The sequence below is a fragment of the Escherichia coli DSM 30083 = JCM 1649 = ATCC 11775 genome, from assembly GCF_003697165.2.
GTDB lineage: Bacteria > Pseudomonadota > Gammaproteobacteria > Enterobacterales > Enterobacteriaceae > Escherichia > Escherichia coli.
Map to the genome: position 1 here is coordinate 3,718,448 of NZ_CP033092.2, position 25,716 is coordinate 3,744,163.

A 25,716-nucleotide genomic window follows, 5' to 3' on the forward strand; every position below is an offset into this window, starting at 1 on the left:
TCAACGGGACTCTCCCGCTGAATATTCGCGCGTTAATTAAAATCAGGAATGAAAATGAAAAAGAGCACTCTGGCATTAGTGGTGATGGGCATTGTGGCATCTGTATCCGTACAGGCCGCAGAAATATATAACAAAGACGGTAATAAACTGGATGTCTATGGCAAAGTTAAAGCCATGCATTATATGAGTGATAATGACAGTAAAGATGGCGACCAGAGTTATATCCGTTTTGGTTTTAAAGGCGAAACACAAATTAACGTTCAACTGACTGGTTATGGTCGTTGGGAAGCTGAGTTTGCCGGTAATAAAGCGGAGAGTGATACTGCACAGCAAAAAACGCGTCTCGCTTTTGCCGGGTTGAAATATAAAGATTTGGGTTCTTTCGATTATGGTCGTAACCTGGGCGCGTTGTATGACGTGGAAGCCTGGACCGATATGTTCCCGGAATTTGGTGGCGACTCCTCGGCGCAGACCGACAACTTTATGACCAAACGCGCCAGCGGTCTGGCGACGTATCGGAACACCGACTTCTTCGGCGTTATCGATGGCCTGAACTTAACCCTGCAATATCAAGGGAAAAACGAAAACCGCGACGTTAAAAAGCAAAACGGCGATGGCTTCGGCACGTCATTGACATATGACTTTGGTGGCAGCGATTTCGCCATCAGTGGAGCCTATACCAACTCTGATCGCACCAACGAGCAGAACCTGCAAAGCCGTGGCACAGGCAAGCGTGCAGAAGCATGGGCAACAGGTCTGAAATACGATGCCAATAATATTTATCTGGCAACTTTCTATTCTGAAACACGTAAAATGACGCCAATCTCTGGCGGTTTTGCCAATAAGACGCAGAACTTTGAAGCGGTCGCTCAATACCAGTTTGACTTTGGTCTGCGTCCATCGCTGGGTTATGTCTTATCGAAAGGGAAAGATATTGAGGGCATCGGTGATGAAGATCTGGTCAATTATGTCGATGTTGGTGCTACGTATTATTTCAACAAAAATATGTCAGCGTTTGTTGATTATAAAATTAATCAGCTGGATAGCGATAATAAGCTGAATATCAACAATGATGATATTGTCGCGGTTGGGATGACGTATCAGTTTTAATGAATATTGCCGGATGCGGCGTGAACGCCTTATCCGGCCTACGAAAACTACGAAAACCAATATTTCAGGCCGGAAGAGATGCTCTAACATCGCATCCGGCACATTTCATTCACGCCGTTAACTTCACCGGTTCATCACGAAAATCATCTGCCGGTTCCAGCTTCAGATTCAGCGTCGCCAGCAGCTCACGCAGCTTCTCGTGAAATTCACGCAGGGTGTGCTCCAGTCGTTCAACCACTTCGGCATCTTTTATCTGAACACTCGTCCAGTCGCCTGCTTTATCGAACAGACCAAACTGGTAACTGTAGGTAAAACGGGATTCCTGCGCTTCCAGTTCCATCCACCAGCCCCAGAACTCACGCACTTCCGGTGCCGGTTTCACGTTGACGCATACAGCCAGACAATCGAAAAAGAATCGATTATCTTCGCACTTACCTTCACGAATATACGGGCCTAGTGCGGTAAATTTTTTGACTAATCTGCTCTTCGGGTGTCCACTCGGTAACGTCATTGCAATCTCCTGTTGTGATGCAACTGTTTTACCAAATTGGTAAAATTTAGCAAATTTTTAACACAAACGTTTTTCGATCCAGTCTGTGATTTCCTGAAGGCCTTTGTCAAAATTCCGATACACCGGGTTAAATGGGATCTCTAATAATTTACCGTCAGCAGATGACGACGTGATTAAGCGTGAGTCCTCTTCCGGGCTGAACGGATCGTTCTTCCAGTAGCCTGATAACATTGGCGTTGGGCAGCGACGTCCCAGCAATCCTTGCACTTTTAATGAATAGCGATTCAACTCCACGCGCAACGCTTCATCGGAAGCATCATGCATCCCTAAACGACTGGCCAGAACGTCAAGATACATTTCCGGCACCTGTTGCTGGCACTTAAAATCACTCAACAGGGTATGAACTACCGGACCAAGACAAGCAACCGCTTTCAGACGTGGCGATTCAAGGTATGCCAGACGCACGGCAACGTTAGCGCCGAAACGGAAACCAAAGGCCGCGACGCGAGTGTGATCCACCCACGGTACGTTAGGCAGCGCCTTTAAAACGTGCTGATGCAACAGGCTGGAGTCCTGGGTGAGCTTCCATTTTGAAGAAAAGCCCACCGACGGCATATCAATAGTCAGCATAGCAATGCCGCGCGGCGCAAAATAACGTTCATACAGGCTGTAATAGTCCGTCTGCATCGCATCCAGACCACCACACATTAATACTGTCGGGAACGGGCCATCGCCTTTCGGCATATGCAAAAAGCCGGTGATGGGCGCACCGCCGGGTACGGTAAACTCCATCTGCCGCATCGTGCCCGGCAGACGCTGAGCGGCCTCTTCATAGGCGCGGTTTGACAAAGCCTGCGCTTGCTCGGCCAGGTCATCTCCTTTCAGATGAGGATAGGCAGCAATGTTGTACAACGTAGCCGCATGCAGCCAGTGTCGACCGCTGAGTTGCGGATCTTCTTCCGCACAGGCTTTTTGTTGCCACACCATCGCCTGGGTAGCCCACTCATAAATCCAGTTGCCGCCGCGGTAGCCAATCACCGTATCGTATAAATCATCGTCGGTACGTTCGGCATCGCTCATCACAATACGCGCCTGGACATCGAGGATTTCACGGGGGTCAATGCCGCGCCAGATCCACATCAGACGGTTAATCATGCGATACCAGTGAGGGATGGTTTTACCATCAAGGGCCGACTGCACAGGCGGTTGTGCGCCGTGACTAAAGCGGCGGACTAGCGTCGAGGTTTCAGGATGTTTAAAGCGGGGTTTGAACAGGGTTTCGCTCAGGTTTGCCTGTGTCATGGATGCAGCCTCCAGAATACTTACTGGAAACTATTGTAACCTGCCTGAAGTTAAAAAGAACAACGCCCGGCAGTGCCAGGCGTTGAAAAGATTAGCGACCGGAGATTGGCGGGACGAATACGACGCCCATATCCCACGGCTGTTCGATCCAGGTATTTTGCGGAATATCAACAACATAATCATCAACCAGCGGACGACCGGCCGGTTTTGCGAAGATGGTGATAAAGTGCGCTTTTGGATACATTTCACGAATCGCAACCGCAGTACCACCGGTATCTACCAGGTCATCAATAACGATGAAGCCTTCGCCATCGCCTTCTGCGCGTTTCAGCACTTTAAGCTCGCGCTGGTTGTCGTGATCGTAGCTGGAAATACAAACGGTATCGACATGACGAATACCCAGTTCACGCGCCAGTAACGCACCCGGTACCAGACCGCCACGGCTTACGGCAATAATGCCTTTCCATTGTTCAGAAGGCATCAGTCGGCTTGCGAGTTTACGTGCATGGATCTGCAACATGTCCCAGGTGACGATGTATTTTTCGCTCATGTGAAGTGTCCCAGCCTGTTTATCTACGGCTTAAAAAGTGTTCGAGGGGAAAATAGGTTGCGCGAGATTATAGAGATCTGGCGCACTAAAAACCAGTATTTCACATGAGTCCGCGTCTTTTTACGCACTGCCTCTCCCTGACGCGGGATAAAGTGGTATTCTCAAACATATCTCGCAAGCCTGTCTTGTGTTGACAACATTTTCTGCTAACCCTGTGACCTGCAATACTGTTTTGCGGGTGATCGACAAGGAGACTTAACGTGTCTGAACTGTCTCAATTATCTCCACAGCCGCTGTGGGATATTTTTGCCAAAATCTGTTCTATTCCTCACCCGTCCTATCATGAAGAGCAACTCGCTGAATACATTGTTGGTTGGGCAAAAGAGAAAGGTTTCCATGTCGAACGCGATCAGGTAGGTAATATCCTGATTCGTAAACCTGCTACCGCAGGTATGGAAAATCGTAAACCGGTCGTCTTGCAGGCCCACCTCGATATGGTGCCGCAAAAAAATAACGACACCGTGCATGACTTCACTAAAGATCCTATCCAGCCTTATATTGATGGCGAATGGGTTAAAGCACGCGGCACCACGCTGGGTGCGGATAACGGCATTGGTATGGCCTCTGCACTGGCGGTTCTGGCTGACGAAAACGTGGTTCACGGCCCGCTGGAAGTGCTGCTGACCATGACCGAAGAAGCCGGTATGGACGGTGCTTTTGGCTTACAGAGCAACTGGTTGCAGGCTGATATTCTGATTAACACCGACTCCGAAGAAGAAGGTGAAATCTACATGGGTTGTGCGGGAGGTATCGACTTCACCTCCAACCTGCATTTAGATCGTGAAGCGGTTCCAGCTGGTTTTGAAACCTTCAAGTTAACCTTAAAAGGTCTGAAAGGCGGTCACTCCGGCGGTGAAATCCACGTTGGCCTGGGTAATGCCAACAAACTGTTGGTGCGCTTCCTGGCGGGTCATGCAGAAGAACTGGACCTGCGTCTTATTGATTTCAACGGCGGCACACTGCGTAACGCCATCCCGCGTGAAGCCTTTGCGACCATTGCTGTCGCAGCTGATAAAGTCGACGCCCTGAAATCTCTGGTGGATACCTATCAGGAGATCCTGAAAAACGAACTGGCAGAGAAAGAGAAAAATCTGGCATTGCTGCTGGACTCTGTTGCGAACGATAAAGCTGCCCTGATTGCGAAATCTCGCGATACCTTTATTCGTCTGCTGAACGCCACCCCGAACGGTGTGATCCGCAACTCCGACGTGGCAAAAGGTGTGGTCGAAACCTCCCTGAACGTCGGTGTGGTGACCATGACCGACAATAACGTAGAAATTCACTGCCTGATCCGTTCTCTGATCGACAGCGGTAAAGACTACGTAGTGAGCATGCTGGATTCGCTGGGTAAACTGGCAGGTGCGAAAACCGAAGCAAAAGGCGCATATCCTGGCTGGCAGCCGGACGCTAACTCTCCGGTAATGCATCTGGTACGTGAAACCTATCAGCGTCTGTTCAACAAAACGCCGAACATCCAGATTATCCACGCGGGCCTCGAATGTGGCCTGTTCAAAAAACCGTATCCGGAAATGGACATGGTGTCTATCGGGCCAACCATCACCGGTCCACACTCCCCGGATGAGCAAGTTCATATCGAAAGCGTTGGCCATTACTGGACACTGCTGACTGAACTGCTGAAAGAAATTCCGGCGAAGTAATTATTTGATTTGCTGCCGGATGGCGTTTAATCGCCTTCCGGCAGTATCATCCTTCATTACCCTTCGATAAAAGCCATCCCTGTAAACGTTCGTCGCGGGTTGCCACGTTCAATCTGGTGATGGAACATTCGCCGCTGCGATTTCAGCGCCGCGCTATTTTCCTGTTGCTGTTGTTCCAGCTTCCAGGCAATCAGTAATCGCGCCAGCCGTTTGTTAGCATGCTGACTGCGCTCTGACTGAACCTTCACGCTAATACCGGATGCCAGATGCGTGGCGCGTACCGCCGAGTCGGTTTTATTGACATGTTGACCGCCCGGCCCCGACGAACGCAGCGTCTCATAACGGATTGCATCCGATTGTTCCTGCTCATCAGCGGTAAAACGCCCAATGCCCAGAAACCAGTTTTTGCGCCCATGATGAGGCCGATACGGACTCGGACAAATCCACTGGATAGTGCCGCACCAGCTTTCGCTTAGAGCCCATGCGTTATCGCCATCCAGAGAAATCAGCGCCGAACGCAGTGTGTCAGAGTAGCGACCCGTTTCTGTTTCCAGCACCGTTACCGCGACGTCCTGTCGGGTAGCTTCTTTAATCAGCCTGTCCAGTGCTTTTTTCACTGCGAGACAACATTCTTCCGGCCCCTGAGCAGAGGAGAGTTGTAGCAAGATCATCCTTTTTTCCCTCCACTGTTTTTGAGCGTCAGCACCGGGCGCAGTCGCGCGACAGGAATAATTAACCCAGCCAGCACCAGACATTGCACCACGCTTTCAGCCGATTTATAGGCTTGTGGCGCTTCTTCAAAGATGAGTTGTTTATCGCGACAAATTACCCGACTGCCAAGTTCAGTCCGCGAGAGTTGCGTCGCCGTGTATTTCGCTGCCAGACGCCCTTTACACTCGGTGCGCCCCCATTTACGCCCCGCCCCATGCGCCAGCGAGTGGAGCGTTTTTTCGTTCGCAACAGGTTTAACCAGCCAGGAGTAATCGCCGCGTGAACCGGGAATAATCACCAGACCGTTGTCATCCGGCGTGGCGCCTTTACGATGCAACCAGCCCTGTTGATCGCCGATTTGGCACGCGCTAACAAAGTTATGCGCCACATCCAGAACCGGACTTCCGGTGGCCTTAACTTGTTGCATTATGCGCAAAGCGATCAGCTGGCGATTAATACGCGCAAACGCCAGCGCATCGTCATGTTCCGCAATATACCGTAGCGCGTCGTCACTGCCTTCAGGCAAACCATGATGCGAAAACGAGGCAATATGCCGCTGTAAAATAGACTGCCCCAATCCCCTCGAGCCGCTATGAACCAGCAGTTGCAGATGCTGCGCATCCAGACCAGCCAGTGCAAACAGTTCCGCGTCGATAATTTGATCAATCTGTTGCAGTTCTGCGAAGTGGTTACCGCCACCGATGGAGCCAAGCGAGTTGCGCCACGGATGCTGTGCAAATGCTGACGGCAGGTTTTCCTCCAGCCAGCTTTCTTCAGCAACGTCATCCAGATCTGATAATCGCTTTTCAAACTTATCGGCGTTGTATTTGCGAGCGAGAATATCTGTTTGCCATAGCGCCATGCCGCAGCCGATATCATTGCCGACCAGTGCCGGGTAAAAACGACCAACAGAGAAGAACGCTGCGCCAATCGGGTAGCCGCGTCCGGGATGTAAATCTGGCATCCCCACAACGCGCTGCATGTTGGGTAAATTTGCCGTGGTGTGTAATTGTTGGATCGCTGAACTTTCGATCCACAGGTCATCAGATGCGATGGTAAATACCGCATCGGATAAGGGACGAATATATTTGCCCATGTACCATTCCATTTATGAATAAAAATCAGGAAATGGCAGACGAATCCAGGGCAAGAAAAAAGAATTAATCCTGGAAAGGTCTGCAAAGAGTCATTGATAAAGGATTTGTCATGATTTACCTCCTTGCAGTTTGTGGAATAAGAAAACGCGCACATACTAGACGGGCGTTATTTTCATTGCAAGCTGGATTTAATGTTGCGGTTTATATCGCATATAAAAATTAGTAAACCACGTTCCCCGGCATTCAACGCGCTGCTGCTTAACTGTCTGAAAACCATAACGTTCAAAAAAGGGTTTTGCGGTTATGCTGGCGTCCACCGTAAGTTCGGATTCAGACTTAATCAATGGTTTTAACAAAGCGCTGGCAACCCCGCGTCGGGTGTATTCCGGTTCAACAAATAACATATCGATATAATGTCCAATGCAGGTAATAAAACCAACCGGTTGTGCATTAATAACTGCAACCCGCACTTGTGATTTCGCGAGTTTCTCCTTCCAGCGAGATTCGTCAATCTGCGCCCAGGCGGCAATTTGCTGTGGAGAATAGTGCTGACTCGCCGTCATCGTAACAGCTCGAAGGAAAATAGCGCATAGTTGCTGAAAATCACCAGGCTGATAGTTTCTTATTTGTATGTTATTCATAATATAAATTCAAAAACGCATGCGAAACGCTTCTGCCATTTTCCCAATTTTATGCATTTGGTTGTTATCTCGAGCCAGTTTATGAGGTTCAGGTTTCAGAATGGCAATGAGCAACCATGCTTGCTCATCAAACGCGCCCTGACAATATACCAAATGCGCTGCGTCATTCGTTCTGCTGAATTGGCGCAACTGTGGCGGAAATGGATTATTCACATTTGCCAGATGAATATGAGCAACTCGCTCAAATTTGATTAATGGCCAGGTAAACGAGTCGTCGTAGAGTGCATCACGACCAAATATATCTGGCAAAACACCGTCACGCTTATAGGAAATAAAATCCGCCGTTAACGCTTCAAGTTCCTCTGCTGTAAGTTGCAGGCGAATAAGTTTTGTTTTGAATACCCGCATCCTTATTCCTTAAAGTCATTGAAATCATCATCCGTCATATCATTAAGATATTGTTCAGCGCGGCGTGTAATTTCCTCTAATCTTGCAGCACTCGGACGGAAGCGCGCCTTTATGGGCTTTTTCTCCTCTTGTTCTGCAAGCATGTCCATTAATGCTTCAAATGCGCTGGCACTTAAGAGATATCCTGCGGGGCGATTATTAGAAAGAACCGCAACAGGTTGATCAATAAAGTATTTAGCTGGGTTTTTACGTAACTCAGTGATATTGACCGATTTTTCAGCGAGAATTCGATGCATACAGTGATCTCCTCATAATAATGCACACCAGAATATACAAAATAGTATACATCATAATCCCAGCACCAGTTGTCTTTCCATTTGCGGGTCAAGCAACGTCACATGCAGCCCCACCAGTCGCACACCGCGCCCGCCGCGGCGTTCATCCCAGGTTTTACGCGCGGTGGCGATTAGATCAGATTTATTCAGCCGCGGCCAGACGTGTTCCTGGGTGGTTTGCTGAAAATCGTCGAACTTTAATTTCACCCCCTGGCGGGCAATCAGCAAATCAGGTTTTACCTTTGCCAAACGACGCTCCAGTTCAGGGTAAAGCCGCTCGATGATCGCTTCACATTCAGACCAGTGATGAATATCTTCCGCCATCGTACGTTCTACACCGACGGATTTTCGCAACCTTTCGCTGTTAACGTCGCGCTCGTCAATGCCCTGACTACGCTCCCACAAAATGCGGCCAAATTTGCCAAAACGTTTGAGCAGAGTCACCAGATCACACTTTTGCACATCACCGCAGGTTCGTAGCCCCATCGCTTCCAGTTTAGCCGCTGAGACTTTGCCGACGCCGGGAATTTTTGCCAGCGGTAAGGTTTGCAGAAATGCCGGAACCTCAGCCGGAGTAATCACAAACTGACCGTTGGGTTTATTCATGTCGGAGGCGATTTTGGCGAGAAACTTGACCGGCGCAACGCCCGCAGACGCCGTCAGTTGCAGCTCGTTGAAGATCGTCTGGCGGATTTCCTGGGCGATGAGGGTCGCAGAACCGTGGCAATGGACGCTATCGGTGACATCGAGATAGGCTTCATCCAGTGATAACGGTTCAATGCGCGAGGTATAGCGCGAGAAAATTTCGCGGATATGATTTGAGGCTTCTTTGTAGGCGTCAAAGCGCCCTGGAAGCAAGGTGAGATGCGGGCATAATTTGAGCGCCATCCCTGTCGGCATAGCGCTACGTACGCCAAATTTACGCGCGGGATAATTGGCGGTGCTGATTACCCCCCGTCGTTCGCGGCTGCCGCCAATAGCAATAGGGATATCGCGCAGGGCGGGATTGTCGCGCATCTCCACCGCTGCGAAAAAGCAGTCCATATCCACATGAATGATTTTACGCATTGCTCACCTCTCAACACTGGTAAAGTATACAGTGATTTCAGGGTTTGAGAAATGCGTAAAGATTCAGCATTTAACGCGCTCGCTGCGAAAGCACCTGCTGCTTATCCAGCTTTTGCACCAGCGGCTGCACCACTTTATCCCCATGCTGACCAAAGTATTGATACAGCGTATCGGACGCACTTTTGGTCAGCACCATAATCTCAATGCGCCGGTTGCCCGCGCTTTGCGGATTTTTGGCATCCAGCAGCATCTGGTCCGCCATTGCGCTTACCTGCATCACTTTATTTTCCGGCATTCCGGCCTCTTCCAGCACCCGACGAGCCGAAAGCGCGCGATCGCCCGAAAGGTTCCAGTTGTTGTAGATATTGTTTTTGTAGGCCATCGCATCGGTATGCCCGGTAATAATAATTTTGTTATCGAGCGAGTCTAACACTGGCGCAAGCTCCACCAGCAAAGTTTTAAAGAACGGCATAATCTTCGCGCTGCCGCGTTCAAACATATTGCGGTTCTGGTCGTCTTTAATCAGCACGCGTAATCCCTGGGGAACAATCTCCATCTCCAGATTCGCTTCCATATGCGCATCACGGGCGATGGTATTGATACTGGTCGCCAGCTCGCCAAGCTCGGTGGCGGATTTCTTCTTCAACAGCGCCGTTTTCTCGTTGACGTCGCGCGCTTTTTTCTCCGTCTCTTCCGGCACCGCCACGGTGGCAGGTTTTGGCAGATGAGACGGGCTGATTTTATTTAACGGCGACAACCCACCACCGTTAAAAATCGACTGCCCGTGCAGCGCGGCGATAATGCTTTCACGCTCGGATTTACTGACGCTGTTGACAATCAACTTTATCGTCGTCACCAAGGGGGCCGAGCGTATTTCCGAGGTTTCTGCCCGCTTTACCCTGGACGCGATGCCCGGCAAACAGATGGCGATTGACGCCGATCTTAACGCCGGGTTGATCAACCAGACGCAGGCGCAAACCCGGCGTAAAGATGTTGCCAGCGAGGCCGATTTCTACGGCGCAATGGACGGGGCATCAAAATTTGTGCGCGGGGATGCCATCGCCGGGATGATGATTCTGGCGATCAACCTGATCGGCGGCGTCTGTATCGGGATCTTCAAATACAACCTGAGCGCCGACGCCGCCTTCCAGCAATATGTGCTGATGACTATCGGCGATGGGCTGGTGGCGCAAATCCCTTCCCTGCTGCTCTCCACCGCGGCGGCGATTATCGTCACCCGCGTCAGCGATAACGGTGATATCGCCCATGACGTGCGTAATCAGTTGCTGGCAAGCCCGTCGGTTCTCTACACCGCCACTGGAATTATGTTCGTGCTGGCGGTGGTGCCGGGAATGCCGCATTTCCCGTTCCTGATGTTCAGCGCCCTGCTTGGTTTTACCGGCTGGCGGATGAGCAAGCGCCCGCAAGCGGCGGAGGCGGAAGAGAAAAGCCTCGAAACGCTAACCCGTACGATGACAGAAACCAGCGAGCAACAGGTCAGTTGGGAAACTATTCCGCTGATCGAACCTATCAGTTTAAGCCTCGGCTACAAACTGGTGGCGCTGGTGGATAAAGCGCAGGGCAACCCGCTCACCCAGCGTATTCGCGGCGTACGTCAGGTGATTTCCGACGGCAACGGCGTGCTGCTGCCGGAGATCCGTATTCGGGAAAACTTCCGCCTCAAGCCCAGCCAGTACGCTATTTTCATCAACGGCATTAAGGCTGATGAAGCGGATATTCCGGCGGATAAACTGATGGCCCTGCCCTCCAGCGAAACCTACGGCGAGATAGACGGCGTGCTGGGGAACGACCCGGCGTACGGGATGCCGGTCACCTGGATTCAGCCCGCGCAGAAAGCGAAGGCGCTGAATATGGGGTATCAGGTGATCGACAGCGCCAGCGTAATTGCCACCCATGTGAATAAGATTGTGCGCAGCTATATTCCTGATTTGTTTAACTATGACGATATTACTCAGCTGCATAACCGTTTGTCGTCGATGGCACCGCGACTGGCGGAAGATTTGAGCGCGGCGCTCAATTACAGCCAGTTGCTGAAAGTGTACCGCACACTACTGACTGAAAGCGTTTCCCTGCGCGATATCGTCACCATCGCCACCGTGTTGGTCGCCAGTAGTGCGGTGACTAAAGATCATATTCTGCTGGCGGCCGATGTGCGCCTGGTGCTGCGGCGCAGCATTACCCATCCGTTCGTTCGCAAGCAGGAGCTGACGGTGTATACGCTGAATAATGAGCTGGAAAATCTGCTGACCAACGTGGTGAATCAGGCGCAACAGGCCGGCAAAGTGATGCTCGATAGCGTGCCGGTGGACCCGAATATGCTCAACCAGTTTCAGATCACGATGCCGCAGGTGAAGGAGCAGATGAAAGCGGCGGGGAAAGATCCGGTGCTGCTGGTGCCGCCGCAGCTGCGCCCTTTGCTGGCGCGCTACGCAAGGTTGTTTGCACCAGGGCTGCATGTGCTGTCGTATAACGAAGTGCTGGATGAGCTGGAGTTGAAGATAATGGGGGCGTTGATGTAGGCATCCGGCATCGGTGCATATTGCCGGATGCGGCGTGAACGCCTTATCCGGCCTACGGGTGAGTGCGGTTTTGTCGGCATGATAAGACGCATCTGCGTCGCATCAGGCACCGGTGCACAACCGCCGGATGCGGCGTGAACGCCTTATCCGGCCTACGGGTGAGCGCGGTTTTGTAGGCATGATAAGACGCGTCTGCGTCGCATCAGGCATCGGCGCACAGCTATAAAATGATACGCTCCCCAGCACTAAAATCCGTTACGTCTCCCGCCCAATCGATGGGATATAACCCTTTCGCAACATCGCGGTGAAACGTTGAGAATGGCCAATCACTCACTTGTTTTACCCAACCATGTTTTACTGGATTTATATAAATATAATCAACATGATGGCGATAGTCTTTGGTATTGCGGATAGCATGTTCCCAAAAACGTGGTTGCCAGATATTTTTCAATCCACAAGCATGGGTAAATTGCTTTTTAATTTCCCGCCAGCGCGAGGAAAAATCATCATCGCCTTCAGGTAATGTCCATATGCAATGCATATGCTCCGGCAAAACTACCCAAGCGTTAATTTCAAAAGGTCTGTCTCGCTTAACTTTAATAATAACGTTACGGAGCGTCTGAAACTGGGTGGTCAAAAGTTGGTTTCGACGATTCTGTAAATTTACCGTGAAAAACCAGGTTCCCCCCTTGATGTAATAACGACGATATTCAGACATAACGACTCCTTTTTCTCAACGGTAAGAAGAAAAGGAAAAGTCGGCAATGATGTTGTGTTAAATCGGGAAAGCGGCTCGCAAAAAATGCACAGATTTGTAGGCATGATAAGACGCGTAGCGTCGCATCAGACACCGGCGCACAACCGCCGGATGCGGCGTGAACGCCTTATCCGGCCTACAAAATCGTCTCTTCCGTCAAAATCCGTCGCGCGCCTAAAAAATGGTCCTGCCAGAAAGGTTCGGCTAACCGACTTACCCGAATGGTTTCCCCGGTGCGCGGTGACTCGATAAACTGACCGTCTCCAAGATATACGCCCATATGGTCGGCTATCTCACGACTGTGGATATGGAAAAACAGCAAATCTCCCCGGCGCAGGTCGTTATTCGCCACAATCGTTGCCCGACGGTAGTGGTACATCTCATTGGCCGTGCGCGGGAGCTTAGCCTCAAGGATCTTGTTGTAGGCATAAAAAACCAACCCGCTACAGTCGAAGCCTTTATCAGGCCGCGTGCCCCCCCAGATATAAGGCTTACCTAGCTGCTGCTCCAGGCGGTGAATCGCCACTTCGGTGATGTTATGTAGATGGTCGCTGCTTAAGAAATGATTATTCTCCACCAACGCCTGCCAGCGTCTGTCACTCGCCTTGAGCGGCGCAGGAAACCATTCTGGATGCTGTTTTATCTGCTCCCGATTATGCTGGCGCAGCGCCCTTCTGCTTTTGGCATTGCCTTCCACAATATAGCTGGCCTGCTTTTTCAGATGGGTTTGGTACTGTTTTAATAAACGCGCACGGTTTTGCATCCGCTGGCGGGCGGCGTAGCTAAAAGAGATATGTGATGTGGTGGCGCTGGCGAGTAAAGGGAGCAAAACGCATAACGAAAACACGCCTGGATGCAGAAATCTGCCGTGCAAGAACGAAGACATGAAGGACATAAACCAGCTGAATGAAGGTGAGAATTTTAAAAGACCGGAGGAGTAAACGGGATTATTAATTGCTTATTTGCATATTACTATTGCGGTTTCATAATCTTAGGAAATAAGAAATAAATCTACAATCCATGCGCTTTTCGGACTCTTGAAAACTGCCCCTGTGCTAAATTTGTAAACCCTGCGCCGACAGGCTTGCGTAAAACTCTTTTGGTGATAATGTGAGCCTTCCAAATCCAGACTATTCCGATTTGGGATTCATTTTGCCGTCCTGGCGTGTGTAACCGTTTTATCAAGGAATAAGCAGTATGCGTAAAATCGCATTAATTCTTGCGATGTTGTTGATCCCGTGCGTTTCGTTTGCCGGTTTGCTGGGCAGCAGTAGCTCGACCACGCCAGTGAGCAAAGAGTATAAGCAGCAGTTGATGGGATCCCCTGTCTACATCCAGATCTTCAAGGAAGAACGTACGCTCGATCTCTACGTCAAAATGGGCGAGCAATATCAACTGCTCGACAGCTATAAAATCTGTAAATATTCCGGCGGCTTAGGGCCAAAACAGCGTCAGGGCGATTTCAAAAGCCCGGAAGGGTTTTATAGCGTCCAGCGTAATCAGTTAAAACCAGACAGCCGTTACTACAAAGCGATTAATATTGGATTCCCAAACGCCTATGACCGTGCGCATGGTTATGAAGGGAAATACCTGATGATTCACGGCGATTGTGTTTCCATCGGCTGCTACGCGATGACCAATCAGGGTATTGATGAGATCTTCCAGTTCGTTACTGGTGCGCTGGTGTTTGGTCAGCCGAGCGTGCAAGTGAGTATTTATCCGTTCCGCATGACCGACGCCAATATGAAGCGCCATAAATATTCCAACTTTAAGGACTTCTGGGAGCAACTGAAGCCGGGCTACGACTACTTTGAGCAAACCCGTAAGCCACCGACCGTTTCTGTGGTCAATGGCCGTTACGTGGTCAGCAAGCCGTTAAGCCACGAAGTTGTGCAGCCACAACTGGCATCAAACTACACACTCCCCGAGGCAAAATAAGCGCCATTCACCTGGCATAATCTTTTGCCAGGTTTCATTGCCCGTCAACGGCTGTGTCGCAATCACCGTGACCACATCATTCGGTGTGGTCTGCGAGCTGAAGTCGATTTCCACATCCTGATCCAGCAACGTTGCCACGCCAAACGGCGCGCGGCGGGTGATCCAGTGTAAATTAGTCGAGCAATACGCCATTACATAGCGCCCATCCGAAAGTAGCATGTTGAAAACGCCCTTCTGCCGCAGTTCATCCGCCAGTGAGGCGATATATTTAAACACTGCCGCCATGTTGCCCGGTGTGCGCGGGTAACGCTGCGTTAATTTATGCAGGAGCCAGCAAAAGGCTTTTTCGCTATCGGTTTCACCGACCGGGCGGAAGTTGCCGGTTTCCAGTGATTTGTAGCCCGTCAGTTGCCCATTATGGGCATAAGTCCAGTTACGCCCCCATAACTCGCGGGTAAACGGGTGAGTATTTTCCAGCGCCACCTCGCCCCGATTAGCCTGGCGAATATGAGCCAACACCGAACAGGATTTTATCGGGTAGTCCTGGACAAGTTTGGCGATGGGGGAATTAAAGCTGGGTTGCGGATCTTTAAATGTGCGACAGCCTTTACCTTCGTAAAAGGTAATGCCCCAGCCATCTTTATGTGGCCCGGTTCCACCACCACGCTGTACAAGTCCGGTGAAACTAAAGCAGATATCGGTAGGGACGTTGGCGCTCATCCCGAGCAATTCGCACATGGGTAACCTCCACAACAGCGGGAGCGCATGGCCCCCGGCGAAGATTGATTTAAGAATTTTCAGATCGGATGTGGCGTGAACGCATTATTCGGCCTACGGTTCGGGTGCAGATTGTAGGCATGATAAGACGCGTCAGCGTCGCATCAGGCATCAGAGCACAAATGCCGGATGCGGCGTAAACGCCTTATCCGGCCTACGCCAGACTTACTTAACCATCTCTTTTTCAATTAACTGGATCAGGATATGGATCACTTTAATGTGGATCTCCTGAATGCGGTCGGCATAACCAAAGTGCGGAACGCGAATTTCAATATCCGCCGTGCCAGCCATTTTGCCGCCGTCTTTACCGGTCAGGGTGATCACTTTCATCCCCTTCTCACGCGCCGCCGCGATCGCTTTGATCACGTTTGCAGAGTTACCGGAAGTGGAGATCCCCAGCAGTACATCGCCTTCGCGACCTACCGCTTCAACGTAACGGGAGAAAATATCATTGAAACCAAAATCGTTACCGACGCAGGAAATATGACTAACGTCAGAAATGGCAATCGCCGGGTAGCCCGGACGGTTTTCACGGTAGCGACCGGTCAACTCTTCGGCAAAGTGCATGGCGTCGCAATGGGAGCCGCCGTTGCCACAGGAAAGCACTTTGCCACCGGCTTTAAAGCTGTCTGCTAACAGGACCGCCGCGCGCTGAATGGCGTGAATATTGGCGTCATCTTTTAAAAAGTTAGCCAGCGTTTCCGCCGCTTCGTTCAGTTCATTACGAATAAGATCCTGGTACATGAGGATATCCTTCAGCATAAAAGTAATAGACAAAATGCAGTGTACCGGATACCACCAAAAGCGAGAAGTACGGGCAGGTGCTATGACCAGGACTTTTTGACCTGAAGTGCGGATAAAAACAGCAACAATGTGAGCTTTGTTGTAATTATATTGTAAACACATTGCTAAATGTTTTTACATCCACTACAACCATATCATCACAAGTGGTCAGACCTCCTACAAGTAAGGGGCTTTTCGTTATGATGATTTTGAGTATTCTCGCTACGGTTGTCCTGCTCAGCGCATTGTTCTATCACCGCGTGAGCTTATTTATCAGCAGTCTGATTTTGCTCGCCTGGACAGCCGCACTCGGCGTTGCTGGTCTGTGGTCGGCGTGGGTACTGGTGCCTCTGGCCATTATCCTCGTGCCATTTAACTTTGCGCCTATGCGTAAGTCGATGATTTCCGCGCCGGTATTTCGCGGTTTCCGTAAGGTAATGCCGCCGATGTCGCGCACTGAGAAAGAAGCGATTGATGCGGGCACCACCTGGTGGGAGGGCGACTTGTTCCAGGGCAAGCCGGACTGGAAAAAGCTGCATAACTATCCGCAGCCGCGCCTGACCGCAGAAGAGCAAGCGTTTCTCGACGGCCCGGTAGAAGAAGCCTGCCGGATGGCGAATGATTTCCAGATTACTCATGAGCTGGCGGACCTGCCGCCGGAGTTATGGGCGTACCTTAAAGAGCATCGTTTCTTCGCGATGATCATCAAAAAAGAGTACGGCGGGCTGGAGTTCTCGGCTTATGCCCAGTCTCGCGTGCTGCAAAAACTCTCCGGCGTGAGCGGGATCCTGGCGATTACCGTCGGCGTGCCGAACTCATTAGGCCCGGGCGAGCTGCTGCAACATTACGGCACTGACGAGCAGAAAAATCACTATCTGCCGCGTCTGGCGCGTGGTCAGGAGATCCCTTGCTTTGCACTGACCAGCCCGGAAGCGGGTTCCGATGCGGGCGCGATTCCGGATACCGGGATTGTCTGCATGGGCGAATGGCAGGGCCAGCAGGTGATGGGGATGCGTCTGACCTGGAACAAACGCTACATTACGCTGGCACCGATTGCGACCGTGCTTGGTCTGGCGTTTAAACTCTCCGACCCGGAGAAATTACTCGGCGGTGCAGAAGATTTAGGTATTACCTGTGCGCTGATCCCGACCACCACGCCGGGCGTGGAAATTGGTCGTCGCCACTTCCCGCTGAACGTACCGTTCCAGAACGGACCGACGCGCGGTAAAGATGTGTTCGTGCCGATCGATTACATCATCGGCGGGCCGAAAATGGCCGGGCAAGGCTGGCGGATGCTGGTGGAGTGCCTCTCGGTAGGCCGCGGCATCACCCTGCCTTCCAACTCAACCGGCGGCGTGAAATCGGTAGCGCTGGCAACGGGCGCGTATGCGTACATTCGTCGGCAGTTCAAAATCTCTATCGGTAAGATGGAAGGGATTGAAGAGCCGCTGGCGCGTATTGCCGGGAACGCTTATGTAATGGATGCTGCGGCATCGCTGATTACCTACGGCATTATGCTCGGTGAAAAACCTGCCGTGCTGTCGGCTATCGTTAAGTATCACTGTACCCACCGCGGGCAGCAGTCGATTATTGATGCGATGGATATCACCGGGGGCAAAGGCATTATGCTCGGGCAAAGCAACTTCCTGGCCCGTGCTTACCAGGGCGCACCGATTGCCATCACCGTTGAAGGGGCTAACATTCTGACCCGCAGCATGATGATCTTCGGACAAGGAGCAATTCGTTGCCATCCGTACGTGCTGGAAGAGATGGAAGCGGCGAAGAACAATGACGTAAATGCGTTCGATAAACTGCTGTTCAAACATATCGGTCACGTCGGTAGCAACAAAGTTCGCAGCTTCTGGCTGGGCCTGACGCGCGGTTTAACCAGCAGCACACCAACCGGCGATGCCACTAAACGCTACTATCAGCACCTGAACCGCCTGAGCGCCAACCTCGCCCTGCTTTCTGATGTCTCGATGGCGGTGCTGGGCGGCAGCCTGAAACGTCGTGAGCGTATCTCGGCCCGTCTGGGGGATATTTTAAGCCAGCTTTACCTCGCCTCTGCCGTTCTGAAGCGTTATGACGACGAAGGCCGTAATGAAGCCGATCTGCCGCTGGTGCACTGGGGCGTACAGGATGCGCTGTATCAGGCAGAACAGGCGATGGACGATTTACTGCAAAACTTCCCGAACCGTGTGGTTGCCGGGCTGCTGAATGTGGTGATCTTCCCGACCGGACGTCATTACCTGGCACCGTCTGACAAGCTGGATCATAAAGTGGCGAAGATTTTACAAGTACCGAACGCCACTCGTTCACGTATTGGTCGCGGTCAGTACCTGACGCCAAGCGAGCATAACCCGGTTGGTTTACTGGAAGAGGCGCTGGTGGATGTGATTGCCGCCGACCCGATTCATCAGCGGATCTGTAAAGAGTTGGGTAAAAACCTGCCGTTTACCCGTCTGGATGAACTGGCGCACAACGCGCTGGCGAAGGGGCTGATTGATAAAGATGAAGCCGCTATTCTGGTAAAAGCTGAAGAAAGCCGTTTACGCAGTATTAACGTTGATGACTTTGATCCAGAAGAGCTGGCGACGAAGCCGGTAAAGTTGCCGGAGAAAGTGCGGAAAGTTGAAGCCGCGTAATTGAATAACGGAGCCTTTCGGCTCCGTTTTTTTATCGGCTAATTATTTAAAATTAAAGCCATCCGGATGGTTTTCCAGGCTGCCGGTCAACGCCGCGAACAGCACCGTTTTGCCATCAATCGAAAGCGCATCGTTCACATTCAACCAGGTGAGTTTCTCTTGCGACGTTTTCTCATCAATAGTCGAGAACAGCCCCGTCATCTGATTAGATTTCTCGGACCACATCACAGCGATACGTTGCGAGCCACAGTCATGCGGTTTGCACGCGCTCATCACCTGATACGTCTCATCTCCCAAAGTCACGGTTTGTGCGGGAGTATAAGTACCGCCTTTCATCACCCAGGCAGGCAGCTTATGCCCTTGCACCATCTGATTAAACGCCGCTTTGGTGGTTTCGCCCTTTGCAAGACTGCTAATGGTTAAATCATCCTGCGCCATTGCACTGGTGGCGATGACCAGAGCGGCGACTGTCGTTATTGCCTTAAACATCATTCCTCCCGGGCTTATCCTGCCCATGTGATTAACTCCCTAAAGCCTGGCGATAACACGATAATTTGCAAATCAGATATTTCCAATATCAGCATTTGTTATCAATTTATTCTGCGCTAAGGCAACTGCCTGATAAGGTGTTAGAGTTATAAAACCCTTCGCATAAAGGAGTTGTACACCGTGCCTGGTTTGAAGATTACGCTTTTGCAGCAACCACTGGTGTGGATGGATGGTCCTGCCAACCTGCGCCATTTTGATCGTCAACTGGAAGGTATTACCGGGCGCGATGTGATCGTTCTACCGGAGATGTTTACCAGCGGCTTTGCCATGGAAGCGGCAGCTTCGTCGCTAGCACAAGATGACGTAGTGAACTGGATGACCGCTAAAGCGCAGCAGTGCAATGCGCTGATTGCAGGCAGTGTTGCATTACAAACGGAGTCTGGTTCGGTTAACCGCTTTTTGCTGGTTGAGCCGGGCGGCACGGTACATTTTTATGATAAGCGTCATCTGTTCCGCATGGCAGATGAGCATCTACATTATAAAGCGGGCAATGCGCGAGTGATTGTGGAATGGCGCGGCTGGCGTATTTTGCCGCTGGTGTGCTACGACTTACGTTTTCCGGTGTGGTCGCGCAATCTCAACGATTATGACCTCGCCCTGTACGTCGCCAACTGGCCTGCTCCGCGCTCTCTGCACTGGCAGGCATTGCTGACAGCCCGCGCGATTGAGAATCAAGCGTATGTGGCGGGATGCAATCGCGTCGGCAGCGATGGCAACGGCTGCCATTATCGCGGTGACAGCCGGGTGATTAATCCGCAAGGCGAGATTATCGCTACTGCCGACGCGCATCAGGCAACGCGCATTGATGCGGAGCTGTCGATGATGGCATTGCGGGAATATAGAGAAAAGTTTCCGGCATGGCGGGATGCGGATGAGTTTAGGTTGTGGTGAGTGGGGGTTGTGTTTAGGGCCGGGGAGAGTCGGGGAAGACTACGAAAGCCCGCTCTCCTGCGACGACTTTTATCACAGGAGTGTGGAAGTGCTTTTCCATCAATCGCAATGACGTCTATGTCGTCTGAAGAATGACATTCACGCATCCGGTTAATAAAGCATTCGTGAAATTTTACTGAACGGATACAGGACATAACTCTGATTATGGTGTCGTGAACAGGATTACCATTTTCAAAATCACCATATTATTAGCAGTAATTATGTTATTAATCATTGTGATATTTCCATCTCTGTGATTAATACCGGATAAGCATTTAATTGCAGAGCTTGCACAAAATTATCGCAGATAACTGGCAATAACAATAACCCATCAGCCCGCTGCTGTAATACCTCCATTCGTTCTACTGATTCAACATTAACAACCAAACCAAGGGCATTTAGCGATTTAAGGATCTCCAGATGTTCACTCATCCAGCGCAGAGAAAAAGGATCATCACCAATTATAAAAACAGGCCCCCAGCCGGTTAATAACTGACGTTTCATTACGGAGCCAGGATGAAGTCGAGTACATATTACAGGAAATACCCCCTGTTGCGATGGTTCCGATGATGTGGATAATTCAGAAATATTTTCCATTGTTAGTGAAGGATTAACATCCATTAATAATGGTGAAACAACCTCACTTTCCTTGCCAGTAATGGCTGCACTAAACTGAAGGGAAAATAACAATATTATTACGTATAAACTCATTTTTAACATAACACATTCAATCCGTTTATTCATGTTATAGAATAATAATGATGCTATAAATCATCATTAATGTTCAATTATTTAATCACACAATTTAAAAAATCATTGACCAATGTGAATTGGCAATGTACCACTCAAGTTAAAATCACTGAATATTTTATCAATTTCTCTTGCAGTTTCTATATATTTAACCTCTTTCGTACTTGCATTATAAATAGCCCAAGCCTCGGGATGGGATGTTCCACCAAACCTTACAAAAAAACTTGATTTCATATTATTATATAAATTAACATCAGGAAAAGGATCTTCTCCAAAATTAGTAGTATTGAATAATGAAAGTTCGTATCGCTTAGAAAATTCTGTTGGTAGGATAGCTTCACTGCCATCAATAGCATTCATCCAGAGTTTGTTACCATTATATTCCAACAATAATCTCTGTTTTGCATGTGTCTTATCTCGTTCTTTAACGACAGCGAATACCTTTTTAACAACTTGCTGTGCGGATGGTCCTATTGTATTACCAAAAGCTGGCAACCCGATTTTGCCATAAACACTCTCCTGAATGAAATAAATATCCGTTTTATCGGCCTCGACAATATCTACCATTTATCCCTCCAAACAAGACCTGACTCCAGGACAAGAGCATAGTGTGTAGTAAACACTTCATGCTCTTGCCCTGACCATTGAAATAACAACTTTCGTTTGTTTACTGTACGCTGTCTAAATAGCTGCGTGGAATAAAGTTGCACTTTTTATCATCCCTTGCAGAGCAAGAATACGAAAGCCCGCCCCCGCAAGGACTGACGCGAGGTAGTCTCTGTCCGCAGCTGCTTTTCACATCTTACATCTTGCCCCTGCCTTGAGTATCTTATCTTTCGTTAAAATATTAATAGCGATCTTCCGTATCCCTGAAAATAATTCTGCTGCATTTCCTCTTCTTATTTTGCAGTCGTCTTTATTCATTACCACGTCCAGATGCCAGTGCAGCTTATTCTCCACGTACCAGTGATTTCGGTTCGCTGTGGCGAACTTCTCTGCGGTTAAATCAGCAGAAATGCTATAATATCTGTCCGTCATTTCTGGCTCTTTCTTTTGTTCTGTTATTATTGAACGAAAGGAGACTGCCATGCATAATTTCTTCAGCTCTTTCCATTCAAACGTGAAATCAATAAGTTCATCAGGGACATCGCAAATAATATGAAGACGGATTTTAATGACATAAATCGCTCCCTTGCGGCGACTCTTGTCATAAGAGTGCCGAAGCGTTTTTCCATCAATTGCAATGACATCTTTATCATCTGAGGAATGGCAGTCACGCATCCAGTTAATAAAGCACTCATGAAATTTTGCAGGACTGATACAGGATACAACTCTGGCAATGATATCGTGAACAGGAATACCATTTTCAAAATCACCATATCACTTCAAAAAATCGAGATGTGTTTCCCCAAATCCTCTATATCTTCCCAGCATTATGCACCAGAAATAACGGCGCAAATAGTTAACAGATAGAATATCTGGCAATTTATGTTCCACTTTCCAGGCTTGCCTGTAATCGGGAATAATAGAAATATGTTCCATCAATTTTTTAAGTTCCATTTTGTCCCCCTTAATTAGGCAATGAGTATTTGATCATGTATAAGCAATGAAAAACAGCTTTAGGTAATAAGGAACACCTCAATTATTGAACATAAAATGCGAATTATTTAGTACAAAAAAGCAGCATTACTTGACCTTTCCCTGCATAACAATATTTATAAAATAATACGTTTTATGATCTCACCTTGGGCTCCCAACAAGATAATTTCAGTTTTAAAGACTTTCACGAAAAAAATATAGAAATACCTCACCACCCTTCACTTACCAATTAATCTCACAGGAAATCCAACTTCCTTACCACAAATACAATCCCAAGTAACACCTCCCAAAATTTTTGATACTTTAGGCTGCAATGGCATTATTGACATTATAAATTTATCAAGTTCTTCGCTATATTTAATTCCCTTTATATTTCTTATTATTGATATTCTAGCAGTAAAGATAGCCGTCTCTCCATCTACACTAAAAGTGTAATTACAATTTTTTGTAATCTCATCAAATTCAACCGATAACAAATCAATATTATGGTTTGTAAACACTATGCCCATTCCATACCTCCTTAAATTCCTGTTCAGTCATCAGATATCGACTCCCTTGATATGGATCATATATTATCACATTCCCAGCATCATCAACACCCTTAACAAGTACCCAATGCCCTACTTTACTTCCAGAATCCCACATCATTGCTCCCCATGAACCAGTATTACTGAGGGCATATAAACTAGATTCGCTCACTGCATTCCCTTCCCAGCCGACATCAAATTTATTAAGCTTGTTTGCCAGCGACGTCATAGATGTTAATTCTGTTCCAATTACATTTTGCGTGACAAAAATATACCTATCCCTAAGCAACATTTCCCCACAGGCCGCTCCACAGCCTGTTAAAGTCAATTGCTTTATTACATTTGAATCTAAAACCTCATCAAATACTGTCCAATTGCCACCAGCACCACCTTCTAAAACTACTGGCTCTACAAATACTTTCCCAGAGATATTTTCTTCTGGTATTTTTGCGGGTATCATAAAGCCCCATAAAAAGCTGGCAAAATGCTCCAGAGCAATCTGATCACCATTATTTGTATCCATTATCATTTTTTTAAGTGCATCCCATGCTTGCCCATTTATCAATGAATTACTAATATTAAATAAAGCCTGTTCTTTTTCATTTAAATTTATATTTGCCTGTTCACATAACCCATCTTCGCCTATCGGGCAAGCAACCGTTGCCGTTGCCGTATCTAACAGAGCATCGAATGTAACTAAGGCTAAATCCGCCACACCATGTAAAGTGGTGATTGCTCCATTCCCCATTTGAGTAAGTGTGTTCTCTCCAAACCATTCTCTGATCTGAGATTTATCTCCTTCAATACCATTCCTGAGAGATTCTCTGATATTCTTTATTGAAAAAAACTCCCCCCATGATTGGTCAGGATCTTTTATTTGAAATAAATCATTTTTAACCTCAGGTGAAATATCTCCGTCAAAAATATTACCAACAGAGAGGAGATCCTTCAGAAGCAGTAAATCGTGTATTACTTCAGCAGTCCTTTCATAATTAAAAGTTCTATCAATGACAGAAATCATTGGTGATTTTATTTTGGTATACAATTTACCAAGGCAGTTGTGGTTATTAATCCCAACAACTGAACCATGATAAGCAACAGGTTTCCCTTCTATTGTTACAGTCGGACTTCCCGTTAAAATAACACAGTCACCCGTTCCTTGAGATGTACCGGATATGACACCTTTACCGGCATTACTTTGAGTTCCAGCAATCACTGAACCAACATTTAAAGCTCTGCATCCACGCGCCCATACCGTTGAACTGTACTGTCTTTCACTATCTAAAGTCTGGTAACTGTCAAAAGGAACCTTGTAACCTCCTACTTCACATACATCTGGTGAAGAACACACGACTCTAAATCTACATTCACCATCCCCGATATGATAGTTACCCATAATATTTTTTCCCTATACATTCAGGAATAATACAACTCAGCACTCCTTCTTTCATTCCAAAAAAATCAGGTATTGTTAATCTCCAGGTAAGGTATATTTCCTGTCGACTTAAATCGATAACCATTGTATCCGCAACAGGTAAGAACATATGTGATGTATTATGCTTGGTTTTTAATATAAGTACAGGTCGTATACCTGGCAATTTTGTCTTAACAACCTGTTCAAATTTAAAAAAACCTTCAAGAGAGATGTTTTCATCGCCAGAGAGAAACCCCGTGTATATCATATCCGGATGAGCACTATTGTAGAACCGCTCATCAAAATCATCCGGCAAATAGGGATAGCGCTTTTCACGCCATACTTCATTGTAGGTTCCTGCATACTGGAGGCGACTTTTCCACCATCGAGATACAGGGCCAACACCTTGAAAAAAGTCAGATTCCCCATTAAAAATGGTAGCGTTTTCTGACAAAGCAGAGCTGGTTATTTGTGGGAGTTTATATTGACAACTTGTATTAAGTTGAGAAATATCAGGATAATATCCACAACCTACAGGGTTTGCTGAAAAAACCAATTTCTCCATACCATCTGGTTGCCAAATACCACCGTAAGCAAGCTCATAGCGTAGAGGAACATTAATAATTTTATCTGGTAAGCTCATCTGCCAACGATTTCGCTCATATTGTAAGTAGCGGACACCAGATAAACTCAGTTCTTTAGAAAAACTATTAACCCTCACACAAGCCTTCCACTGAGACTTATCCCCTGAAGGGGCATGAGCACTACCTGTCACGTGAATATCTGTATTTCTTTTACAAAGAACTAAGTCTGTTTCAGATTTTAGACTACTTGTTTCAGACTCCCCATAGTATTCATCAGACATGGACAATTCTTTTTGAAACTCAGCAAGATCAGCATAAAATCCATTTTTAATTCGCAATGACATTTTAATAGCAATAACATCAAACAAAAGACCATAACGACCATATTTTTCAAATGACAACAAAGGAAATGGCGTGTTATTTTTCATTTCTATCATGCTTATTGATTCCTGAATAAGTCATGCTATGATTA

Annotated in this window: 25 protein-coding genes and 3 pseudogenes; 6 read left to right on the plus strand and 22 right to left on the minus strand. The window is 48.4% G+C overall.

Translation table 11 applies throughout. From position 1 onward, the window contains the following. The first annotated feature begins 54 nt into the window (after positions 1 to 54). A complete protein-coding gene (phoE, locus tag EAS44_RS19280; RefSeq protein ID WP_000749902.1) occupies positions 55 to 1,110 on the plus strand; it encodes a phosphoporin PhoE in 1,056 nt (351 codons plus the stop codon). Positions 1,111 to 1,219: 109 nt separating this feature from the next. Here the strand turns inward: phoE and crl are convergent, their stop codons facing one another. The 3 genes from crl to gpt all read right to left on the minus strand — a co-directional run bounded on the left by crl (position 1,220) and on the right by gpt (position 3,473). After that, positions 1,220 to 1,621 (minus strand): sigma factor-binding protein Crl, encoded by a 402-nt coding sequence (crl, locus tag EAS44_RS19285; protein WP_000174703.1) that lies wholly within the window; start codon positions 1,619 to 1,621, stop codon positions 1,220 to 1,222. Positions 1,622 to 1,678: 57 nt separating this feature from the next. Further along, positions 1,679 to 2,923, minus strand: coding sequence for an esterase FrsA (gene frsA, locus EAS44_RS19290; protein WP_000189577.1), 1,245 nt, complete (start codon positions 2,921 to 2,923; stop codon positions 1,679 to 1,681). A gap of 91 nt (positions 2,924 to 3,014) precedes the next feature. Continuing rightward, positions 3,015 to 3,473 (minus strand): xanthine phosphoribosyltransferase, encoded by a 459-nt coding sequence (gpt, locus tag EAS44_RS19295; protein ID WP_001291988.1) that lies wholly within the window; start codon positions 3,471 to 3,473, stop codon positions 3,015 to 3,017. A gap of 260 nt (positions 3,474 to 3,733) precedes the next feature. Between gpt and pepD the strand changes: the two genes are divergently transcribed. Next, complete coding sequence (gene pepD / locus EAS44_RS19300; protein WP_001292999.1) at positions 3,734 to 5,191, plus strand: cytosol nonspecific dipeptidase; 1,458 nt, start codon at positions 3,734 to 3,736, stop codon at positions 5,189 to 5,191. A 56-nt stretch (positions 5,192 to 5,247) separates the two neighbouring features. Here the strand turns inward: pepD and prfH are convergent, their stop codons facing one another. From prfH to lafU, 7 genes are all read right to left on the minus strand, one after another. Further along, positions 5,248 to 5,862 (minus strand): peptide chain release factor H, encoded by a 615-nt coding sequence (gene prfH / locus EAS44_RS19305; RefSeq protein WP_000602123.1) that lies wholly within the window; start codon positions 5,860 to 5,862, stop codon positions 5,248 to 5,250. Continuing rightward, entirely contained in the window at positions 5,859 to 6,998 is a 1,140-nt protein-coding gene (locus EAS44_RS19310) for an RNA ligase RtcB family protein (RefSeq protein ID WP_000521577.1), read from the minus strand. Before EAS44_RS19310 ends, prfH begins: the two co-directional genes overlap by 4 nt. 189 nt (positions 6,999 to 7,187) lie before the next feature. Next, complete coding sequence (gene yafP / locus EAS44_RS19315; protein WP_001059895.1) at positions 7,188 to 7,640, minus strand: GNAT family N-acetyltransferase; 453 nt, start codon at positions 7,638 to 7,640, stop codon at positions 7,188 to 7,190. A gap of 9 nt (positions 7,641 to 7,649) precedes the next feature. Continuing rightward, positions 7,650 to 8,048 carry a type II toxin-antitoxin system mRNA interferase toxin YafO gene (gene yafO / locus EAS44_RS19320; RefSeq protein ID WP_001263500.1) on the minus strand — a complete coding sequence of 133 codons (399 nt, stop codon included), beginning with the start codon at positions 8,046 to 8,048 and terminating at the stop codon, positions 7,650 to 7,652. A 2-nt stretch (positions 8,049 to 8,050) separates the two neighbouring features. Then, a complete protein-coding gene (yafN, locus tag EAS44_RS19325) occupies positions 8,051 to 8,344 on the minus strand; it encodes a type I toxin-antitoxin system antitoxin YafN (RefSeq protein WP_000554758.1) in 294 nt (97 codons plus the stop codon). 51 nt (positions 8,345 to 8,395) lie between these two features. After that, the gene (gene dinB / locus EAS44_RS19330) at positions 8,396 to 9,451 is read right to left on the minus strand and encodes a DNA polymerase IV (protein WP_001226168.1); all 1,056 of its coding nucleotides are present in this window, start codon (positions 9,449 to 9,451) and stop codon (positions 8,396 to 8,398) included. A 70-nt stretch (positions 9,452 to 9,521) separates the two neighbouring features. After that, a complete protein-coding gene (gene lafU, locus EAS44_RS19335; protein WP_000207544.1) occupies positions 9,522 to 10,307 on the minus strand; it encodes a putative lateral flagellar export/assembly protein LafU in 786 nt (261 codons plus the stop codon). On the opposite strand from lafU, the pseudogene EAS44_RS19340 reads away from it, so the two are divergent. Next, positions 10,273 to 11,991, plus strand: a pseudogene (locus EAS44_RS19340) (flagellar biosynthesis protein FlhA); the annotation flags it as partial. The gene lafU and the pseudogene EAS44_RS19340 overlap by 35 nt on opposite strands. Positions 11,992 to 12,211: 220 nt before the next feature. Here EAS44_RS19340 and rayT read toward each other — a convergent pair. Together rayT and yafL are read right to left on the minus strand one after the other, a co-directional pair. Further along, the gene (gene rayT, locus EAS44_RS19345; protein ID WP_000006241.1) at positions 12,212 to 12,709 is read right to left on the minus strand and encodes an REP-associated tyrosine transposase RayT; all 498 of its coding nucleotides are present in this window, start codon (positions 12,707 to 12,709) and stop codon (positions 12,212 to 12,214) included. 175 nt (positions 12,710 to 12,884) lie between these two features. After that, on the minus strand, positions 12,885 to 13,634 hold the full coding sequence (yafL, locus tag EAS44_RS19350) for a C40 family peptidase (RefSeq protein ID WP_000093934.1): 750 nt from the start codon (positions 13,632 to 13,634) through the stop codon (positions 12,885 to 12,887). Positions 13,635 to 13,945: 311 nt separating this feature from the next. On the opposite strand from yafL, the gene dpaA reads away from it, so the two are divergent. Next, a complete protein-coding gene (dpaA, locus tag EAS44_RS19355; RefSeq protein WP_001225679.1) occupies positions 13,946 to 14,686 on the plus strand; it encodes a peptidoglycan meso-diaminopimelic acid protein amidase in 741 nt (246 codons plus the stop codon). Here the strand turns inward: dpaA and yafJ are convergent. Both yafJ and lpcA read right to left on the minus strand, forming a co-directional pair. Beyond that, on the minus strand, positions 14,657 to 15,424 hold the full coding sequence (yafJ, locus tag EAS44_RS19360; protein WP_001331866.1) for a class II glutamine amidotransferase: 768 nt from the start codon (positions 15,422 to 15,424) through the stop codon (positions 14,657 to 14,659). The genes dpaA and yafJ overlap by 30 nt on opposite strands. Before the next feature lie 204 nt (positions 15,425 to 15,628). Continuing rightward, positions 15,629 to 16,207, minus strand: a complete 579-nt coding sequence (lpcA, locus tag EAS44_RS19365; protein ID WP_000284050.1) for a D-sedoheptulose 7-phosphate isomerase — start codon at positions 16,205 to 16,207, stop codon at positions 15,629 to 15,631. Between the two features lie 239 nt (positions 16,208 to 16,446). On the opposite strand from lpcA, the gene fadE reads away from it, so the two are divergent. Continuing rightward, positions 16,447 to 18,891: an acyl-CoA dehydrogenase FadE gene (fadE, locus tag EAS44_RS19370; protein ID WP_000973137.1), complete on the plus strand. Its 2,445-nt coding sequence runs from the start codon at positions 16,447 to 16,449 to the stop codon at positions 18,889 to 18,891. A 42-nt stretch (positions 18,892 to 18,933) separates the two neighbouring features. Here fadE and ivy read toward each other — a convergent pair whose 3' ends face one another. Then, positions 18,934 to 19,380 carry an Ivy family C-type lysozyme inhibitor gene (gene ivy, locus EAS44_RS19375; protein WP_001308392.1) on the minus strand — a complete coding sequence of 149 codons (447 nt, stop codon included), beginning with the start codon at positions 19,378 to 19,380 and terminating at the stop codon, positions 18,934 to 18,936. Between the two features lie 180 nt (positions 19,381 to 19,560). Here ivy and yafV point away from each other — a divergent pair, with 180 nt between their 5' ends. Beyond that, positions 19,561 to 20,331: a 2-oxoglutaramate amidase gene (gene yafV / locus EAS44_RS19380; protein ID WP_001118042.1), complete on the plus strand. Its 771-nt coding sequence runs from the start codon at positions 19,561 to 19,563 to the stop codon at positions 20,329 to 20,331. Between the two features lie 50 nt (positions 20,332 to 20,381). On the opposite strand, the pseudogene EAS44_RS19385 reads toward yafV, so the two are convergent. The 7 genes and pseudogenes from EAS44_RS19385 to EAS44_RS19415 all read right to left on the minus strand — a co-directional run. Next, positions 20,382 to 20,576, minus strand: a pseudogene (locus EAS44_RS19385) (ISAs1 family transposase); the annotation flags it as partial. Between the two features lie 25 nt (positions 20,577 to 20,601). Next, on the minus strand, positions 20,602 to 21,090 hold the full coding sequence (locus EAS44_RS19390; protein WP_001298174.1) for an integrating conjugative element protein: 489 nt from the start codon (positions 21,088 to 21,090) through the stop codon (positions 20,602 to 20,604). Positions 21,091 to 21,183: 93 nt separating this feature from the next. Continuing rightward, on the minus strand, positions 21,184 to 21,687 hold the full coding sequence (locus EAS44_RS19395) for a hypothetical protein (RefSeq protein ID WP_000227712.1): 504 nt from the start codon (positions 21,685 to 21,687) through the stop codon (positions 21,184 to 21,186). A gap of 228 nt (positions 21,688 to 21,915) precedes the next feature. Then, a pseudogene (locus EAS44_RS19400) lies at positions 21,916 to 22,680 on the minus strand (ISAs1 family transposase). A gap of 257 nt (positions 22,681 to 22,937) precedes the next feature. Continuing rightward, positions 22,938 to 23,228: a hypothetical protein gene (locus tag EAS44_RS19405; RefSeq protein ID WP_000513317.1), complete on the minus strand. Its 291-nt coding sequence runs from the start codon at positions 23,226 to 23,228 to the stop codon at positions 22,938 to 22,940. Then, a complete protein-coding gene (locus EAS44_RS19410) occupies positions 23,203 to 24,642 on the minus strand; it encodes a PAAR-like domain-containing protein (RefSeq protein ID WP_000528852.1) in 1,440 nt (479 codons plus the stop codon). Before EAS44_RS19410 ends, EAS44_RS19405 begins: the two co-directional genes overlap by 26 nt. Continuing rightward, positions 24,635 to 25,681 carry a DUF2169 domain-containing protein gene (locus tag EAS44_RS19415; RefSeq protein ID WP_000571853.1) on the minus strand — a complete coding sequence of 349 codons (1,047 nt, stop codon included), beginning with the start codon at positions 25,679 to 25,681 and terminating at the stop codon, positions 24,635 to 24,637. Before EAS44_RS19415 ends, EAS44_RS19410 begins: the two co-directional genes overlap by 8 nt. Positions 25,682 to 25,716: the final 35 nt, after the last annotated feature.